Annotated in this window: 17 protein-coding genes; 10 read left to right on the top strand and 7 right to left on the bottom strand. The window is 69.1% G+C overall.

The window, feature by feature from the left end:
* Position 1: 1 nt before the first annotated feature.
* Entirely contained in the window at positions 2-841 is an 840-nt protein-coding gene (locus ACEN9H_RS18175; RefSeq protein ID WP_413671523.1) for a M15 family metallopeptidase, read from the bottom strand.
* A gap of 199 nt (positions 842-1,040) precedes the next feature.
* Here ACEN9H_RS18175 and ACEN9H_RS18170 point away from each other — a divergent pair, with 199 nt between their 5' ends.
* Positions 1,041-1,832, top strand: coding sequence for a hypothetical protein (locus ACEN9H_RS18170; protein WP_413671522.1), 792 nt, complete (start codon positions 1,041-1,043; stop codon positions 1,830-1,832).
* A gap of 1 nt (position 1,833) precedes the next feature.
* Here ACEN9H_RS18170 and ACEN9H_RS18165 read toward each other — a convergent pair whose 3' ends face one another.
* The 4 genes from ACEN9H_RS18165 to ACEN9H_RS18150 form a co-directional block, all read right to left on the bottom strand.
* A complete protein-coding gene (locus tag ACEN9H_RS18165; protein ID WP_413671521.1) occupies positions 1,834-2,613 on the bottom strand; it encodes a substrate-binding periplasmic protein in 780 nt (259 codons plus the stop codon).
* A 9-nt stretch (positions 2,614-2,622) separates the two neighbouring features.
* Positions 2,623-2,982 (bottom strand): c-type cytochrome, encoded by a 360-nt coding sequence (locus ACEN9H_RS18160; protein ID WP_413671520.1) that lies wholly within the window; start codon positions 2,980-2,982, stop codon positions 2,623-2,625.
* 90 nt (positions 2,983-3,072) lie between these two features.
* Entirely contained in the window at positions 3,073-4,737 is a 1,665-nt protein-coding gene (locus ACEN9H_RS18155; protein WP_413671519.1) for a pyrroloquinoline quinone-dependent dehydrogenase, read from the bottom strand.
* Positions 4,738-4,766: 29 nt separating this feature from the next.
* A complete protein-coding gene (locus tag ACEN9H_RS18150) occupies positions 4,767-5,969 on the bottom strand; it encodes a hypothetical protein (RefSeq protein ID WP_413671518.1) in 1,203 nt (400 codons plus the stop codon).
* A 265-nt stretch (positions 5,970-6,234) separates the two neighbouring features.
* On the opposite strand from ACEN9H_RS18150, the gene ACEN9H_RS18145 reads away from it, so the two are divergent.
* The 9 genes from ACEN9H_RS18145 (at position 6,235) to ACEN9H_RS18105 (ending at position 15,281) form a co-directional block, all read left to right on the top strand.
* Positions 6,235-7,245: a thiamine pyrophosphate-dependent dehydrogenase E1 component subunit alpha gene (locus ACEN9H_RS18145; RefSeq protein WP_413671517.1), complete on the top strand. Its 1,011-nt coding sequence runs from the start codon at positions 6,235-6,237 to the stop codon at positions 7,243-7,245.
* Positions 7,246-7,260: 15 nt separating this feature from the next.
* A complete protein-coding gene (locus ACEN9H_RS18140) occupies positions 7,261-8,328 on the top strand; it encodes an alpha-ketoacid dehydrogenase subunit beta (RefSeq protein WP_056125893.1) in 1,068 nt (355 codons plus the stop codon).
* Entirely contained in the window at positions 8,325-8,570 is a 246-nt protein-coding gene (locus tag ACEN9H_RS18135) for an acetyl-CoA carboxylase biotin carboxyl carrier protein subunit (protein ID WP_413671516.1), read from the top strand. The genes ACEN9H_RS18140 and ACEN9H_RS18135 overlap by 4 nt, the downstream gene beginning before the upstream one ends.
* A 3-nt stretch (positions 8,571-8,573) precedes the next feature.
* A complete protein-coding gene (locus ACEN9H_RS18130) occupies positions 8,574-9,251 on the top strand; it encodes a dihydrolipoamide acetyltransferase family protein (protein ID WP_413671515.1) in 678 nt (225 codons plus the stop codon).
* The gene (locus ACEN9H_RS18125) at positions 9,251-10,024 is read left to right on the top strand and encodes a biotin/lipoate A/B protein ligase family protein (protein ID WP_056125899.1); all 774 of its coding nucleotides are present in this window, start codon (positions 9,251-9,253) and stop codon (positions 10,022-10,024) included. The genes ACEN9H_RS18130 and ACEN9H_RS18125 overlap by 1 nt, the downstream gene beginning before the upstream one ends.
* A gap of 11 nt (positions 10,025-10,035) precedes the next feature.
* The gene (locus ACEN9H_RS18120) at positions 10,036-10,611 is read left to right on the top strand and encodes a gluconate 2-dehydrogenase subunit 3 family protein (RefSeq protein ID WP_160408995.1); all 576 of its coding nucleotides are present in this window, start codon (positions 10,036-10,038) and stop codon (positions 10,609-10,611) included.
* Positions 10,612-10,645: 34 nt separating this feature from the next.
* On the top strand, positions 10,646-12,223 hold the full coding sequence (locus tag ACEN9H_RS18115; protein ID WP_413671514.1) for a GMC family oxidoreductase: 1,578 nt from the start codon (positions 10,646-10,648) through the stop codon (positions 12,221-12,223).
* A gap of 8 nt (positions 12,224-12,231) precedes the next feature.
* On the top strand, positions 12,232-13,245 hold the full coding sequence (lipA, locus tag ACEN9H_RS18110) for a lipoyl synthase (RefSeq protein WP_413671513.1): 1,014 nt from the start codon (positions 12,232-12,234) through the stop codon (positions 13,243-13,245).
* Positions 13,246-13,328: 83 nt separating this feature from the next.
* Positions 13,329-15,281: a sigma-54-dependent Fis family transcriptional regulator gene (locus tag ACEN9H_RS18105; protein WP_413671512.1), complete on the top strand. Its 1,953-nt coding sequence runs from the start codon at positions 13,329-13,331 to the stop codon at positions 15,279-15,281.
* Positions 15,282-15,284: 3 nt separating this feature from the next.
* Here ACEN9H_RS18105 and ACEN9H_RS18100 read toward each other — a convergent pair whose 3' ends face one another.
* Both ACEN9H_RS18100 and ACEN9H_RS18095 read right to left on the bottom strand, forming a co-directional pair.
* Positions 15,285-16,541 (bottom strand): HupE/UreJ family protein, encoded by a 1,257-nt coding sequence (locus ACEN9H_RS18100; protein ID WP_413671511.1) that lies wholly within the window; start codon positions 16,539-16,541, stop codon positions 15,285-15,287.
* A complete protein-coding gene (locus tag ACEN9H_RS18095; protein ID WP_413671510.1) occupies positions 16,514-17,104 on the bottom strand; it encodes a VOC family protein in 591 nt (196 codons plus the stop codon). Before ACEN9H_RS18095 ends, ACEN9H_RS18100 begins: the two co-directional genes overlap by 28 nt.
* Positions 17,105-17,181: the final 77 nt, after the last annotated feature.

Below are 17,181 nucleotides of genomic sequence, written 5' to 3'. Positions count from 1 at the left end.
ATTAATGCTTCATGACCCCGGGCAGGCGCAGTTCCGTATGCCCGAAGTCCATCATTTTCCAGCGTCCGCCCCACGTGAGGCCGACCGATTCGGCCACCTGGCCGTACAACTGGTAGCCGCGCATCGCCCATGGATCCTTTTCCGAGATCACGAGCTTGCCGTCGCGGACGAACGCGCAATCGGCGGCGAGGCCGTACTGGTGCCAGCTTTGCCACGAACGCGCGTTCGTGACGCCCGGTCCCAGCGCGGCCAGCGCATCCTGGCGCGCGGGACTGCGGTAGCCTTCCAGGATCGCCATCTCGTAGCCATGGCGCTCCTTCATGATCCGGAAGACGGTCAGCAGGCGCTGCGTGTAGTCGGCGTTCAGCATGGCCCAGTCGCGGCGCGCAGAAGCGAGCAGCGGCCGTTCCTGCGCCACTTCGGCCGTCGTGAACGCGAGCGGCGGCAGCGGGGGCGGCGGCACGAGCTGCTCGCCCTGCAGCAGGTCGGCCACCTGCGCGTTCATGGGGCGCTCCGTCGACTCGTAGCCGTTCAGCGTGGGCCGTTCCGCGAGCAGCAGGGCGGCCAGCGGCGGCAGGCAGACCAGCGCCGCGCCGCACGCGCAGGCGATCCAGTGGCGCCGCACGAAGCCGGCCAGGCTGTCCGCCGCCGCGCGGCCGTTCGCGGCCAGCGCATCCGCGTCGCGCAGGCGCTGCTGCGCGAGCGCGCCCGCACGCCGGCCGAGCCGCAGCCCGGCCCCCGCCAGCGCGTTCAGCACGAACTCGCGGCCAGCCGGAAACAGCACCATCCAGCTGATCGCGCACGCCAACACGAAATACGCCGTTACTGCCAACACCCACACTGCTCTCTCCGGAAGCTGTTCACATTGTTGTCGAAGAAATATTTCCCGAAAGTATAAATCCGGTAAGCGAGAACCCCGCGCACGATTGAAAAAACGCAAAAACTCACCAATTGTGTTAATCGCGCACGATTAAAAGCAAAATAGAGGCACAATTGTCTTGATTCTTGTAAAGTAATGCAAACTTTTTTAAGGAGCTGATTTGCAACATCAAGGCGATCGCCCGGTCCGTGGCGGCCGGCCCAGCCTGCTCTCGCCCGAAGAGCAGCCGGTTCAGGAGCGGCAGGGCATCCTCAGTTCGCTGGACGGCATGCCCGGGCAGGCAGCGGCGGCACCCGGGCCGCGGCCCCGTTCGCGTGCGCTGGCCTGGGGCGGCGTGGCCGCTGGCGTGGTCGCCGTGTGCGGCGCGTTGTTCCTGTTCGGCGGGGGCGACGAACGGTCCGTGCCTGCCGCGGCGCCGGTCCAGGTCGCGGCCGCACCGGCCGCACCGGCCGCGCCGTCCGTCACACCGGTCGCGCTGCCGGCGCCCGCACCGGCACCGTCGGCCGCCGTGCTGCACGACGAGCCGGCGGCGCCGGTCGAGCCCATGACCAATCCGCTGGCCGACATGGCGCCGGCCGCGCCGCACAAGGAACGTGCGGCCAAGCCGGAGAAGTCCGCGAAGGCGGAGAAGGCCGAACGCAAGGAAGCGCATGCGAAGGCTGCGCATGCGAAAGCCCAGGAGCGGGCGCGCGAGGCCGCGAAGGACAAGAAGACGAAGGCGAAGCCGGGCGCGGTGCGCGAGCAGGACAGCGACGTCGTGCTGCTGGCGGCCCTGATCGGCCATATGGAGCCGAAGCGGGGCAAGGCGACGCCGGCGGAACAGCTGGCGTCGTGCCGCCGCTACAACGCGGCCGGCGAAGAGCAGTGCCGCGCACGGGTGTGCGCCGCGGCGGCCCCCAAGGAGCCCGCGTGCAAGCGTGTGCACGCCGCGCGCGCGGACGCCGAGTCGTGACCTAGCGCTGCCCGGCCGGCGGCCGGTACGCGCCGTAGCGCAGCCCGATCGCCGCGATGGCGCCGTCGGCCAGGCGCGCGCGCACGATGCCGTTCACGCGGGCCAGCGTGGCGGCGTCCGTGTCGAGCAGGTCGATCGCCACGTCGAAGGCGAATTCGGCCGGATCGAGCAGCGTGTCCAGCACGCGCAGGTTGGCCGCGCCGGCTTGCTGCCGATACCAGCCGGCCGCCACGTCCGACACGACGCCGGCGTCCGCGTCGCCCCGCACCACGGCGCCGATGATCTCGGGATCGGTCCGGAACCGCACCCACACGGGCACGCCGTGCGCATCGAGCCAGCGGTGCGCCCACGAGCCGCTCGGCACCGCGACGTGGCCCGTGCGCAGCGTGTCCAGCGTGGCGGCGGGACCGCGCCCCGTGTCCACCACGACCGCGCCGGCCCGCATCCACGGCACCGTCAGCACGTTGCGCCACGACGTCGGGCGGTCCTCCGCCCTGACGACGGCCGCGCCCATGATCGCATCGCAGCCCACGCGGCGGGCGAGCTCGCGGCGCGGGATCCAGCGCACGGCGAGCGCAAGACCGAGGTTGGACGCGACGAGCCGGCCCAGGTCGACGTACAGCCCTGCGGGCGTGCCGTCGCGCCGCGAGAACGGCATGTCGTCCGGCGCCGCGCAGATCACGAACTCGTTCGACGCCGCCATCTCGGGCAGCGTACGCGCCTGTGCGGTGGCTGCCACGCAGGCCAGGGCGACCAGGCCATGCTTCCGAAGACGCGCCATGGCGGCCTCCTATTGCGCCGCGCCGGCGTTCTTCAGCGACAGGATGTACGCGGTGAGCTCCTGGATCTGCTGCTCGTTGAACGCGCCTTTCCACGCCGGCATGTTGAAGGCGCCGCGCTGCTTGCCGTTCGCGATCGTCTCCATGACGTATTCCTTGGTCAGGTCGTCGCGGCCCTGCAGCGGGGCCGCCTTGCCGCCCGAACCGGCATTGCCGTGGCAGTAGACGCAGCTCTGGTTGAAGCGCTTCGCGCCCGCCTCGATCATGGCCTGGTCGGGCTTGGCGGGGCCGGAAATGGTCGGCGCGACGGCCATGGCGGCGGATGCGCACAGCAGCTGGACCGCGAGGGCGCAGGCGATGGGTTTGAACATGAGTGTCTCCTTGATTGTCGTTAGTTGTGAAAGCGGGCGCGCGCGGCGCCCGCGTTGAAGCAAAAACGAGCGCGCCGTGCGCGCTGAACGTCACTCGAGCGCGAACACGACCATCGCCGCGCCGCCCGTCAGCTGCTTCACGGCCGGGAAGGCGGAGGCCATGAAGCCGGGCGCCAGCGAGCCCCAGCCGCTCGGCACGGCGATGTACTGCTTGCCGTTCACCGCATAGCTGACGATGCCGCCGCGGATGCCGGAGCCGGTCTGGAACTTCCACAGCTCCGCGCCCGTGTCGGCGTCATACGCGTGCACGAAGCCTTGCGGATCCCCGTTGAACACGAGGCCACCGCCCGTCGTCAGCACGCTGCCCAGGCCGGGGACCGGGTACTTGACGCTCCATTTCAGTTTGCCCGTGAGCGGATCGCGCGCATCGAGGCGGCCTTCGGCGGGACGGTCCGGCGGCGGCACCGCCTCCAGCTTGTCGACGCCGAGGTACAGGCTCGCGATGCCCATGCCGGACGTCTCCTGCTTCGCCGGGATGACGTTCTGGCAGACTTCCATCGCGTTCGTGTACCACAGCTTCGTCTTCGGGTTGTACGCGCCCGCGTTGTAGCTGCGTGTGCCGAGCAGGTAGGGGCACAGCAGGGTCTCCTTCCCGACCGGCATCTCGCGCCGGCCGATCAGTTCCCCGGTCTTCGGATCGATCGTCTTGACGAAGTTGTAGGTCTGGCTCAGGGGCCACACGTTTTCCAGCTTGCCGTCCGCCTTGTCCATCACGAACACGAAGCCGCTCTTGTTCAGGTGGACGACGACGTCCTTGCCGTCCTTCTTGAGGAGCAGGGCCTCGTACGTGGAGTCGTAGTCGAACGTGTCGTGCGGGATCTCCTGGCGATGCCATTTCAGCTTGCCCGTCTTCGGGTCGAGCGCCAGCAGGCTCGCCGTGTACAGGTTGTCGCCCTTGCGGCCGTCGCCGTAGAAATCCGGCGCCGCGTTGCTGGTGCCGATGAAGAACGTGTCCGACGCGGCGTCGTACGTGCCCGGCATCCAGGCGCCGCCGCCCGCGACTTCGCCCGTGTCGCCGGGCCAGCTGGCCGAGTCGTCGCGGATCGTGTCGAAGGTCCACATCTTCGCGCCCGTGAGGGCGTTCACCGCGTAGATCTTGCCGCGCTGCGCCTGATCGCCGCCCGTCGTGCCGCCGATCAGGACGTCGCCCGCCAGCACCGGCGAGGACGAGAACAGGCAACCGAAGCATTTCTTCAGGTCCGTCAGCTGCGTGGACCACACTTCCTTGCCGGTCTTGTCGTCGATGGCGACGAAGCGGCCGTCCAGCGTGCCGAGGTAGATGCGGCCGTGGCCCATCGTCAGGCTGCGGCCCAGCGACGCATAGAAACTCTCGGACGCGACGGCGGCCAGCTTCGGCTGGTAATGCCACAGCGGCTTGCCGGTGGCGCCGTCCAGCGCGAACACATTGTTGTTGGGGCCCACGTAGTACAGCACGCCGTCCTTGACGAGCGGCGTGGAGACGAGGCCGGACGTGATGTCGCCCGGCTGGTGGATCCACACGGGTTTCAGCTGCTTGACGTTGCGCGTCGTGATCTGGTCCAGCGGCGAATAGCGCCAGGCGTTCGACGTGCGGTGGTATTGCGTCCAGTTGGCGGCGTCCTCGTCGTCGTGCGCGGCCGCCGGCTGCGCGAGGGAGAGGGCGAGCAGGAAGGCGGCGACGGCGGCCGCCGTGTTGGAACGGGTGGTCGGATGCATGTTGGATTCCTCGGAATGCGTTGGATGGATTACCACACGAAGCGGCCGCCGAGGGTCGCGTAGCGGGTGTTGGTCGGCCGGCCGAACACGGGGTTCAGCGAGAACGTCGAGCGCGCGAGTTCGGCGTACACGGTCACGTGCGGGTTCACCGCGTAATAGGCGCCGCCGATGCGCGATTGCGCGAGGTGGCCCGGCGTGCTCGCCGTGTCGTCGATGCGCGTGCGGCCGTAGCTCGCGCGCAGCGACAGCGCATCCGTCGCATGCCACACGAGCTGGGCGAAGCCGCCGCGGCTGCGGCGTTCGCGCCCGGCCGCGTCCAGCGCGTCGACGTCCTGCATCAGCACGGACCCGAGGCCGTCCGCCTTGAAGCCGGACAGGTGGAAGTTCAGCGGGCCCACGTCGACCGTCGTGCCGGCCGAGATGCCGCGCGTGTGCACGTCGTCCTGCACGCAGGCGCCGCCGCCCGCGACGGTGCAGTGGCGCGCCGTCTGCCATGTGAAGTCGCCGTACAGCTTGAACTTCGCGCTGCCCAGCTGGTCGTTGTAGTACACGCCGCCTTCCACGCGCGGCGAATTCGTCTGGTCGGCGCCGGCGCCCGTGAACGTGTTGCGGATCTGGCTCGGGTCGTACAGCGCCACCGAGAACGACAGCGGCACGGTTTTCGGCGAGTTGTAGCGCAGGCCCGCGTTGAAGTTGGTGTACATGTAGCCGGCGTTGAACGTCGCGGCCAGCGCATTCGTCGTGTTGACGACGTCGTAGCCCGTCAGGCCGCCCGCCAGCACGGACGCATCGGCCAGCACGGGTTCCGCCTGGTAGATGCCGTAGGACTTGCCGATCACGATCTCGCCCCAGGACGCGGACGCCTTCGCCCACATTTCGCGCGGGTCCAGCGACTTGCTGCCCGTGTTGCCGACGTTGCCCGCGTTGCGGAAGTTGCCTTCGCCCGACTGTGAATTGATGTACAGGCCCACGCGGCTGCTGTACGTGATCCCGTCGATGGCGGGCGAGGTGACGGTGAACGCGAACAGGCTCGGCGTCGTGCCGGAGGTCATGCGAAAGCCCGTCGTGCCGGCGTCGTCGCCGTTCTGGCGGTGCGCCTGCACGATGATCCAGCCGTCCGTGCCGAGCTTCCAGCCGCCCGGCGTCTCGAATTCCACGGCCGCGTGGGTGGAACCCGCGACCGCGCAGGCTAGCAGCGCAAGCAGCTTGCGCGTCTTGTGTGTCTCTTTCATGTCGTCTCCATTGATTGTTGTAGGTACTGCGCTGGTCGCATCTGCAAAAACGGTGCCACCACGCCGCTTCTCTCTTGCAGGGCTGCGCGCGGCCGTCCGCGCTGAAACAGATGTCGCAGCCGGGCGGCCCGCGCCTGCGACAGATGGCGCGTCCGGGCGGCCGGAACAGGCGTTTTTGCCCGTCGCGACGGGGGAAACGGGCATGGCATCGAATTTGCTGAAGGGGTAGGTGCATGCACCAACCCACAGACAAGGAGACAGCAACATGCAGCCGACACGGGAACACCTGCTCTGGATGTACGAGAAGATGATCGAGATCCGCGAGTATGAAGAAACGATGGCGAAGGTTTACCTCGAGGGCAAGCTGCCCCCGAAGATCCAGAAGGGCCTCGCGTTCGACATCGGCGCCGGCCCCGTGCCGGGCGAGATGCACCTCGCCGCCGGCCAGGAGCCGGTCGCCGTCGGCGTGTGCGCGCACCTGGGCAATGACGACAGCGTCGTCGGCGCGCACCGCTCGCACCATTTCGCCATCGCCAAGGGCGTGCCGCTCGACGCGATGACGGCCGAGATGTTTGGCAAGGACACGGGGCTGGGCCGCGGCAAGGGTGGCCACATGCACCTGTTCCACGTGCCGACCAAGTTTTCCTGCAGCGGCATCGTGGGCGCCAGCGCACCGCAGGCCTGCGGCGCCGCGCTCGCGGCGCGCAAGCTGGGCAAGGACTGGGTCGCCATCGCGTTCTTCGGCGAAGGCGCCGCCAACCAGGGCGCGTTCCACGAGGCGCTGAACCTGGCCGCCGTGTGGAAGCTGCCCGTCGTCTTCGTCTGCGAAGACAACAAGTACGGCATCTCGGTGGAGAAATCCGTGTCGACGTCGGTCGCGTCGAACGCCGTGCGCGGCGCCGGCTACGGCATGCCGGGCGTGCTGGTCGAGCGCAACGACGCGGTCGAGGTGTACGCGGCCGCCGGCGCCGCCATCGCCCGCGCGCGCCGCGGCGAAGGCCCGACCCTCATCGAAGTCAAGACGGACCGCTACTTCGGCCACTTCCAGGGCGACCCCGAGACCTACCGCCCGAAAGGCGAAAGCGCCGCGCTGCGCCAGGACGATCCGATCGGGCGGCTCGGTGCGCGCCTGCGTGCGGAAGGGCTGATCGACGACGCGCAGGACCAGGCGATGCGCCAGCGCATCGCCGGCCGCGTGGAAACCGCGTTTGCCTTCGGCCGCAACAGCCCGTACCCGGCGCCGCAGGACGCCCTGAAACACGTATTCGCCGAATGAGACAAGGAGACCCACATGCAAAGCACAATTAAAACCGGCGTACGCACGCTCACCATGGCGCAGGCCATCGCCGAAGCCATCGGCCAGGAAATGGAACGCGATCCGTCCGTGTTCGTGATGGGCGAGGACATCGGCAAGTACGGCGGCATCTTTTCCGCCACCACGGGCCTGCTCGACCGCTTCGGCCCCGAGCGCATCATGGAGACGCCGATCTCGGAAACAGCATTCATGGGCGCGGCCGTGGGCGCGGCGGCGGAAGGGCTGCGTCCCATCGCGGAACTGATGTTCGTCGACTTCTTCGGCGTCTGCTTCGACCAGATCTACAACCACATGGCGAAGAATTCGTACATGTCCGGCGGCGCACTGAAGCTGCCGGTGGTGATCACGACGGGCATCGGCGGCGGCTACAACGACGCGGCCCAGCACTCGCAATGCCTGTACGCGAGCTTCGCCCACATGCCGGGCCTGAAGGTGGTCGTGCCGTCCAATGCGTACGACGCGAAAGGCCTCATGGCCCAGGCGATCCGCGACGACAACCCGGTCGTGTTCTGCTACCACAAGGGGATCATGGGCCTGTCGTGGATGTCCTACTTCGAGGGCAGCACGAACGCCGTGCCCGAGGAAGCCTATGCGATCCCGTTCGGCGAGTCGCGCATCGTGCGCGAAGGCAGCGACGTCACCATCGTCACCCTGAGCCAGATGGTGCAGAAGGCGGCCATCGCGGCCGAGCAGCTGGCGCAAGAAGGCATTTCCGTTGAGGTGCTGGACCTGCGCACCATCGTCCCGCTCGACCGCGCCGGCGTGCTGGCCTCGGTCGCCAAGACGGGCCGCGTGCTGATCGCGGACGAGGACTACCTGAGTTTCGGCCTGTCCGGCGAGATCGCCGCGCTCGTCGCCGAGCACCTCGACACCATCCAACTGCGCGCGCCGGTAAAACGCCTCGCGGTGCCCGACGTGCCGATCCCGTTCAGCCGGCCGCTCGAACAGGCCGTCATCCCGCAGGTGGACGCCATCGCCGACGCGGTGCGCGGCCTGATGCGCGCGCAACCCATTCATCAACTTCAACAAGGAGCACAAGCATGATCGACGTGAAACTGGACGGTGGCGTCTGGGACGATGTGGAAGAGGGCACGGAAGCCCTGCTGCAGGACTGGCAGGTCGAAGTGGGCCAGCAGGTGGCGGCGGGCCAGACGCTCGTCGTCGCGGAACTGGTCAAGACGACGCACGAGGTGACGGCGCCCGCCGCCGGCCGCCTGGCCGCCATCGAGGTCGCCGCGGGCGACACGTTCGGCCGCCACACCGTGCTGGCGCGGATCGAGGGGTAGGCCATGGATGCCGTGACCGTACCCGCGACGGTGCCGCTGACGGGGATGCGCGGGGCCATCGCACGCAACATGGAGCAGGGCTGGCGCGTGCCGCGCGTGGCGCAGTCGGTCGAGGTGGACGTGACCGCGCTGCAGGCCCTCCGGGCGGCCGCGCCGGAGGACGGGCGGGTCAGCCTGACCGCCTACGTGCTGCGCGCCGTCGCGCTGTGCCTGCGCGAGCACCCGCGCCTGAATGCCCGCATGCGCGAGAAGGACATCGAGCTGCTGGACGACGTCAACCTGGGCCTGGCCGTCAGCCTGGACGACGGCCTGATGGTGCCCGTGCTGCGCAACGCCGACCGCAAGAGCGCGGCCGAGCTGGGGCGCGAGGCGCGCACGCTGGCGGAAGGCGCGCGTGCCGGTACGCTGTCGGCCGGCAGCTACCAGCGCGGCACGTTCACCGTGACGAACCTGGGCAATACCGCCATCGACAGCTTCACGCCGATCATCAACAGCCCGCAGGTGGCCATCCTCGGCGTGACGCGCGTCGCGGCCCGGCCGGTGGCGCGCGGGAGCGAGGTCGCGATCGCGCCGATGATGGGCCTGCACCTCGTGTTCGACCACCGTGCCGTCGACGGCTTCCCGGCCGCGCTGTTCCTGACGGACCTGAAACGGCGGCTGGAAGCCGCGAAGGAGCTGTAATGGATGCCCGGATGGTCTTCATCGACACGGTGACCTCGTACGAGGAACAGGCGTGGAACGCGGCCCAGCTGCGCGAACCCGTCACCGAGCCGCGCGTGCGCCTGTGGACCTACCGGGTGCCCGGCGTCGTGCTGGGCTGCTCGCAGGCGGCGCTGCGCGAGCGGCTCGTGGCCGGCCATGCGCTGGCCGGCTCCGTGGTGCAGCGCGGCTCGGGCGGCGGCGCCGTGCTGACGGGGCCGTGGATGGTCAGCGCGTCCGTCGTGCTGCCGCCCGACCATCCGCTGCTCGGCCGCAGCACGCTCTCCAGCTACCGCTGGCTGGGCGCGCTGCACGCGGGCCTGTTGCGCGACGCCGGCATTCCCGCCTATGCGATCCCGCCCGAGGAAGTGCGGCTGCGGCCGGGCGACGCGCGCCTGAAGTGGGCCTGCTACGGCGGGCTGTCGCCGTGGGAGGTCGTCGTCGGCACGCGCAAGATCGTCGGCCTGGCCCAGCTGCGGCGCCGCACGGGCGTCCTGATGACGTCGGGGACGCTGATCGCGCCGCCCGACTGGTCGCTGCTGTGCGGCGCGCTCGGGCAGGAAGCCGCCGATGCGGCGCTGCTGGACGACTGCACCACGTCGTTCGCCCAGCAGCTCGGCGCCCCCGTGCTGGCGGAGGTGCTGGCCGAGCGCCTGCACCACATGCTCACCGACGTGCTGGGCGCCGCGTCCGACGCGTTCCCCCCGCGGCCGCCCGGCGCCGCGCCGGTCCATTTTCCCACCCTGTCTCATTGAAAGAGGTTCACATGAAAGATCAACCATCGAACGCATGCACGGGCATGCGCGTGCTGCCGAAGGTCGTCACCGTCACGCGCCGCGGCTTCCTGCGCGGCGGCGCCATGGCCATCGGCGCGGCGGCCGCAGGCCCGGCCGCGCTGGCCGCCTCCAGCGACAAACACCTGGCGCAGGACTTTCCCACGCTGGGCGCGGCCACGGCACAGACCTTGCTGCGCATGGCGCGCGACGTCTTCCCGCACGACAAACTGGCGGACCGCTACTACGTCGAGGCGATCCAGCCGTTCGAGCGCGCGGCCGCCAAGGATCCAAAGCAGGCGGCCCTGTTCCGCGACGGCGTGCGCGACCTGGACAAGGCCGCGATGAAGCGCTTCGGCAAACCCTATGCGGCCGTGAAGCGCGAGCCGGAGCGCGTCAGCCTGCTGAAGGCGATCGAGCCGTCGCCGTTCTTCCAGAAGGTGCGCGGCGAGATGGTGACGAGCCTGTACGACAACAAGGCCGTGTGGCCGCTGCTCGGCTACGAGGGATCGTCGTGGGAGCAGGGCGGCTACATCAACCGCGGTTTCAACGACATCGACTGGCTGTAAACGCCCACACCATAACAAAAGACAGGAGACGGCAATGAGCAAGAAAATCGAACTGGGCGACGACGACGCCATCGTCATCATCGGCTCGGGCGCGGGCGGCGCGACGCTGGCCAACGAACTGGCCCAGCGGGGCGTGGACAAGATCGTGATCCTCGAAGCGGGCAAGCATTTCACGCAGGCGGATTTCGAGAACGACGAGTGGGCCATGTTCAACAAGATCTCGTGGCTCGACAAGCGGATCTCGGCCGGCGGCTGGCACCACACGAAGACCTACCCGAACCTGCCGGCGTGGATCGTCAAGGCGGTGGGCGGGTCGACCGTGCACTGGTCGGGCGTCGCGCTGCGCTTCCAGGAGCACGATTTCAGGACGCGCACGATCTACGGCAAGGTCGACGGCGCCAACATCCTCGACTGGCCCATCTCGCTGGCGGAGCTGGAGCCATACTACGAGCTGGCGGAAAAGAAGATGGGCGTGGCCGGCACCCGCGCGAGCGGCCTGCCGCCGATGCCGGAATCGAACCAGACCAAGGTGGTGGCGGCCGGCGCGCGCAAGATCGGCTACAACAAGATCATCCGCCCCGTCGCATCGAATTCGCAGCCGTACGACGGGCGTCCCGGCTGCCAGCAGATCGGCTTCTGCATGCAGGGCTGCAAGGTTGGTGCAAAATGGTCCACCCTGTACACGGAAGTGCCGAAGGCGCTGGACACGGGCCGTGTCGAACTGCGCCCGGAAAGCATGGTGCTGCAGATCCAGCACGACAGGACGGGCAAGGTGAACGGCGTGCTGTACGCCGACAGCCAGGGCCGCCACGTGCTGCAGAAGGCGCGCCTCGTCGCCGTCGCCGGCAATTCCATCGAGTCGCCGCGCCTGCTGCTGAACTCCGCGTCGTCGATGTTCCCGAACGGCCTCGCGAATTCGTCCGGCCAGGTGGGCCGCAACTACATGAATCATTCGACGGCGGCCGCCGTGGCGATCCACAAGAAGCCCGTGTACATGAACCGCGGCTTCGACATCGGCGCCGTCGTCGCCGACGAGGTGGCGCTGAACACGCAGCGCGGCTTCAACGGCGGCTACTATCTCGAAGGCCTGGCCCTGGGCCTGCCGTACACGGCGGCCTTCATGAAGCCGGGCGGCTGGGGCCGGGACGTGACGTCGGCGCTGGAGATGTACGACCACATGACGGCGATCTGGGTCTGCGGCGAAGACATGGCGCGCGAACAGAACGGCATCACCCTGCACCCGACCGAGAAGGACCAGTACGGCCTGCCGATCCCGATCGTGTCCAAGACGTACCACAAGAACGACAACGCGATCGCGGCGCACGGCCTGGTCCAGTTCCGCAAGCTGTCCGAAGCGGTGGGCGCCACCCGCGTGATCGACATGCCCGCGTACCCGGCCAGCCACAACCTCGGCACGAACCGCATGAGCGAGCATGCGCGCGACGGCGTCGTCAACAAATGGGGCCGCACGCACGACGTCAAGAACCTGTACATCTCCGACGGCAGCCAGTTCGCGTCGAGTTCCGCCGCGAATCCCACGTTGACCATCGTCGCGCTGGCGATCCGCCAGGCCGAGCACATCGCGGGCGAGCTGGCACGCGGCGCGGTGTAGGAGCAGAGATGAAGCCGACCTCCAAACAGCTGGGCGCGGCCAAGACGAGCCGCATTCCCATCAAGATCGTGCCGGCCGAGCGCTTGCCGAAACCGGACTGGATCCGCACGCGGGCGCCGGCGCCGTCCTCGCGGTTTTTCGAGATCAAGGCCATCCTGCGCGCGAACGCGCTGACGACGGTGTGCGAGGAGGCGAGCTGTCCGAACATCGGCGAATGCTTCGGCAAGGGCACGGCCACGTTCATGATCATGGGCGACAAGTGCACGCGCCGCTGCCCGTTCTGCGACGTGGGCCACGGCCGGCCCGATCCGCTCGATGCCGCGGAACCGGACCGGCTCGCGCGCACGGTGGCGGCGCTCGGCCTGCGCTACGTCGTGATCACGTCCGTCGACCGCGACGACCTGCGCGACGGCGGCGCCGGCCACTTCGCCGCCTGCATCCGCGCGGTGCGCGCCGCGGCGCCGGCGACCCGCATCGAAGTGCTGGTGCCGGACTTCCGCGGACGCCTGGATTCCGCGCTGGAAGCGCTGGATGCGGCGCCGCCCGATGTCCTGAACCACAACATCGAGACCGTGCCGCGCCTGTACGGGCCCGTGCGGCCCGGTGCCGACTATGCGCATTCGCTGGCGCTGCTGGAACGGTTCAAGGAGCGCCATCCGGACGTGAAGACCAAGTCGGGCCTGATGGTGGGCCTGGGCGAGACCGACGACGAGGTCGAGGACGTGCTGCACGACCTGCGCGCGCACGGCGTGGACATGGTGACGATCGGGCAGTACCTGGCGCCGTCCGGGGCGCACCTGCCCGTGCGCCGCTACGTCACGCCGGACGCGTTCGCGCGCCTGCGCGACGCCGCGGAAGCGCTGGGCTTCGCGCATGCGGCCGTGGGCCCGCTCGTGCGGTCGAGCTACCACGCGGACGTGCAGCATGCGGCGGCGGACCTGGACCGCGGCTGGCTGTTCGGCGCCAGCGATCCGCTGGACGAACTGCAGCCGTTCCGCGCCGCACCCGAACACATGGGATGAGTTTTCAGTTCATAAATGGAGTACCATAAACCGTAAGTACACGACCGGCAAACGACGAGTTGCCGGCGCTGCAGGAGACGACGATGACGAACCAGACACAAAGCCGGCACATCGACAACGTGATGTCGGTGGCCATGCACGGTACCGCCGCGAACGGCGCCAACGAGTTGATCCACAACTCGTGGCGCCGCTGCGTGAACGACTACGGGCTCGATCCGGCGCGCCCGAAGGCGCCGCACATCGTGACGTCCGCCACGCTGCGCGCGCACCAGGAGCAGATCGAGGAATTCATGCAGGTGGCCCGCGTGGGCATGGAGCAGATGTACAAGCGCGTGTCCGGCCTCGGCTACGTGCTGCTGCTGACGGATGCGCAGGGCGTCACCGTCGACTACATCGGCAACGACGCGCGCGCGCCGGACCTCAAGAAAGCGGGCCTGTACCTGGGCGCCGAATGGAGCGAGCGGTCGGCCGGCACCTGCGGCGTGGGCACCTGCGTGGCCGAGCAGACGGCGCTGACGTGCCACCGGGACGACCATTTCGATCCCACCCACATCCCGCTGACCTGTTCCGCCGCGCCGCTGTTCGACCCCGAGGGCAAGTTCCTCGCGGTGCTCGACCTGTCCGCGCTGACGTCGCCCACGTACAAGGAAAGCCAGCACCTCGCGCTGCACCTGACGATGATGTATGCGGAAATGATCGAGGACGCGAACTTCCTGCGCCATTTCCAGGACCGCTGGATCCTGCGCCTCGGCACGGCGTGGGCGCTCGTCGAGGTGAGCGGCGAGATCATGCTGGCCTATGACGACGACGGCGTCGTGGTCGGCGCCAACACGGGCGCACGCCGGCTGTTCGGCCGCGCGGCCGGCGACGTCGTCGGGCAGCCGCTCACGGCGCTGTTCGACCTCGCGCCGGACGACCTGCTGCGGCTCGCGCGCGCCGGCACGATGGGCGAGCGCTCGATCGTCACGCGCGGCTCGAACCAGATGTTCTACGCGAGCGTGAAGGCGCCGCGGCCGCGTCCGGCCGCGCGCGGCAGCGTCGTCGTCGAGGTGGCGGACAGCGCCGCGCCCGCCCACCATCCGGAACTGGATTGCCTGGCCGGCGACGACAACACGATGCGGCGCCTGCTGGACCAGGCCAAGCGCCTGCTGAACCGCAAGCTGAACATCCTGATCCACGGCGAGACGGGCACCGGCAAGGAAGTCATCGCCAAGGCGCTGCACCGGTCGAGCGAACGCGCCCACAAGCCGTTCGTCGCCGTGAACTGCGGCGCGATTCCGGAGTCGCTGATCGAAAGCGAATTGTTCGGCTACACGGCCGGCGCGTTCACGGGCGGCCGCGCGAAAGGCATGAAAGGCCTGATCCTGCAGTCCGACGGCGGCACCCTGTTCCTCGACGAGATCGGCGACATGCCGCTGCACCTGCAGACCCGGTTGCTGCGCGTGCTGTCGGAAAAGGAAGTCCTGCCGCTCGGCGCGGACAAGCCCGTCCCGGTGGACCTGACCGTGATCGCGGCATCGCACCGCGACCTGCGCAACCTGATCGGCGCCGGCAGCTTCCGCGAAGATCTGTATTACCGCCTGTGCGGCGCGACGCTCCATCTGCCGGCGCTGCGCGACCGCGCGGACAAGCGCTACCTGATCGAAAAAGTCCTGGCCGAGGAGGCGGAACTGCTCGGCATGGATGCGCACCTGGCGCTGGACGCCATGCACGCCATGCTGTGCTTCGCGTGGCCGGGCAACATCCGCCAGCTGCGCAACGTGCTGCGCTTCGCGCTGGCGGTGTCCGACGGCCGGACGATCACGGCGGCCGACCTGCCGCAGGAATTGACCGAGCAGTTTTCCGTCCTGCCGGCCGCGCCTGCAGTCCCCGCCATTGCTTCCGGCGGCGAGGACTGCGAGGCCGCGCCGCTGCTCGACGCGCTCGTGCGCCACAAGTGGAGCGTGACCAAGGTGTCGGAAGAGCTCAACCTGGCGCGCGCCACCGTGTACCGCTACATGAAGAAGTACGGCATCGTCCCGCCGAACCAGCGCTAGCCGTCACGCGAAGCCCGTCTGGAGCGCATCCCAGACGGGTCCCGTCCGTTCCATCACCCAGGCCAGCGACACCACCGCGACGCCCAGCGCGACGCACCGGCGCACGCTGTCGTCGCGGCCCGGTACCACGCGCCGCGCGCCCGCCAGCAGCAGCCACACGGCGGCGCCGACCAGCAGCTGGCCCGCTTCCACGCCCACGTTGAACGACACGAGCGACGCGACGACGTTCGGGCCCGTGTCCGACAGGAGTTCGCGCAGCCCGACGGCGAGGCCGCAGCCGTGCACGAGGCCCACGACGAAGACCAGGGCCGGCGTACCCCCGCGTTCGCGCCGGCCCGCCATCAGCAGCGCGGTCCCGAGCACGGACAGCGCGATCAGCAGCTCCACGCCGGGGATCAGCCACGGCCGGTCGGGCAGCAGGCCGTAGAAGCTGGCCGCGATGGCGCACGCATGGCCCGCGCTGAACGCGGTGATGCGCAGGGCGATCGCGCGCAGGCGCATGTCGCCCGCGACGAGGCACACGACCAGCAGCAGGTGGTCCGCTCCTTCGAGGATGTGGGCGGCGCCCGCGCGGATGAACTGCCAGGCCGACAGCCACCAGGAAGGGTTGACGTCGATGGCCGCGCCATCCATGCGGTACTGGTCCGTCGCGCCGGCGCGGTGCGACAGCAGGATCGTGTTCAGCGGCGCGTCCGACAGCTTGCCCGGCGCGAGCGTGCCGGCGAAGCGGAAGGCCGCGGGCCGCACGCCGGGATACGCGATGGCGGCGTCCAGCACGACGTCGCCGATGTCCGGCATCGCCGCCGGCAACGGCGTGGGCGCCGCTGCCGCCGCGCGCGCTTGCGCGGGCGTGGCGAACGGCGGCACGCTGCCCTTCACGTGCAGGGCGGCCGCCAGCACGTTCGGGGCGACCGCCCGGCCGTCGACGGACACCGTGTGCGCGGCGGCGAGCACCCGCGCGGCCGCCAGCGGATCGACGGCGGCCGTGTCCACGTAATGAAACCACTGGCCGCTTTCCTTCCTCGCGACGACGTACGGTGCCGGTCCCAGTGGCGCGAGCGACACGCGGTAGTACGCGGTCATGCCCGCCGCGTCGTAGGTGAAATGCACGACCCGCACGCTGACCCGGCCGTCGAAATGCGCCCACGCGCTGCCGGGCAGGCACACCGCGACGAGGATCGTGGCGCAGATCGCGACGCATTTCGCGGCCAGCACCACCATCGTCGCCGTCTTCATTTGGCCGGGGAGCGCGGATCCCACAGGGCGCGCCTGGCCGTCTTCTCGTAGGCCATGCCCTTCGGCGTGCTGACGATTTCCAGCTGCAGGCCCCATGGTGCGAGGAAGTACATCCACGTCAGGCCGGCCGCCGGACCTTCCGTGAACGTGCTGGGCGCGCCCAGCGTGCGCACGCCTTTCGATTTCAGGTAGGCGACGGCCTTGTCCATGTCGTCGACGTAGAACGCGAGGTGATGGCCGCCGACGTCGCTGTTGCGGGGCGGTGTCTTGCCCTGGTTCGGCGCCGAATATTCGAAGATCTCCAGGTTCGTGCCATGGCCGCAGCGGACCATCTGGAAGCGCTTGATCTCGGCGCGCGGGTTGACGTTCAGGTGCACGTTCATCCAGTCGTCGGCGAACTTGAATGAACCGAGCTTGATGGATTCCTCGCAGCCGATGACGTCGACGAAGAAGCGGACGGCGTCGTCCATGTTCGGCACCGTGAGGCCCACGTGGTGGGCACCTTCCATGCCGGGCATGGCGGCGTGGGCGCTGAAGGGCAGGGCGAGGGCGAGGCCGATGCCGGCCAGTGTGCGTTTGAAGTTCATGCTGTCTCCTGATGTTGATGGTGGTCCGCCGTCGCTGCGGCGGCATCCAGGAGAGAGCAAATTGCAAGCCAGGCCGG

The sequence above is a fragment of the Massilia cellulosiltytica genome (genome assembly GCF_047325105.1).
Classification (GTDB): domain Bacteria; phylum Pseudomonadota; class Gammaproteobacteria; order Burkholderiales; family Burkholderiaceae_D; genus Telluria; species Telluria orientalis.
Note: the sequence above shows the minus strand (reverse complement) of the source record. Positions and strands in the feature narration are given on the sequence as shown.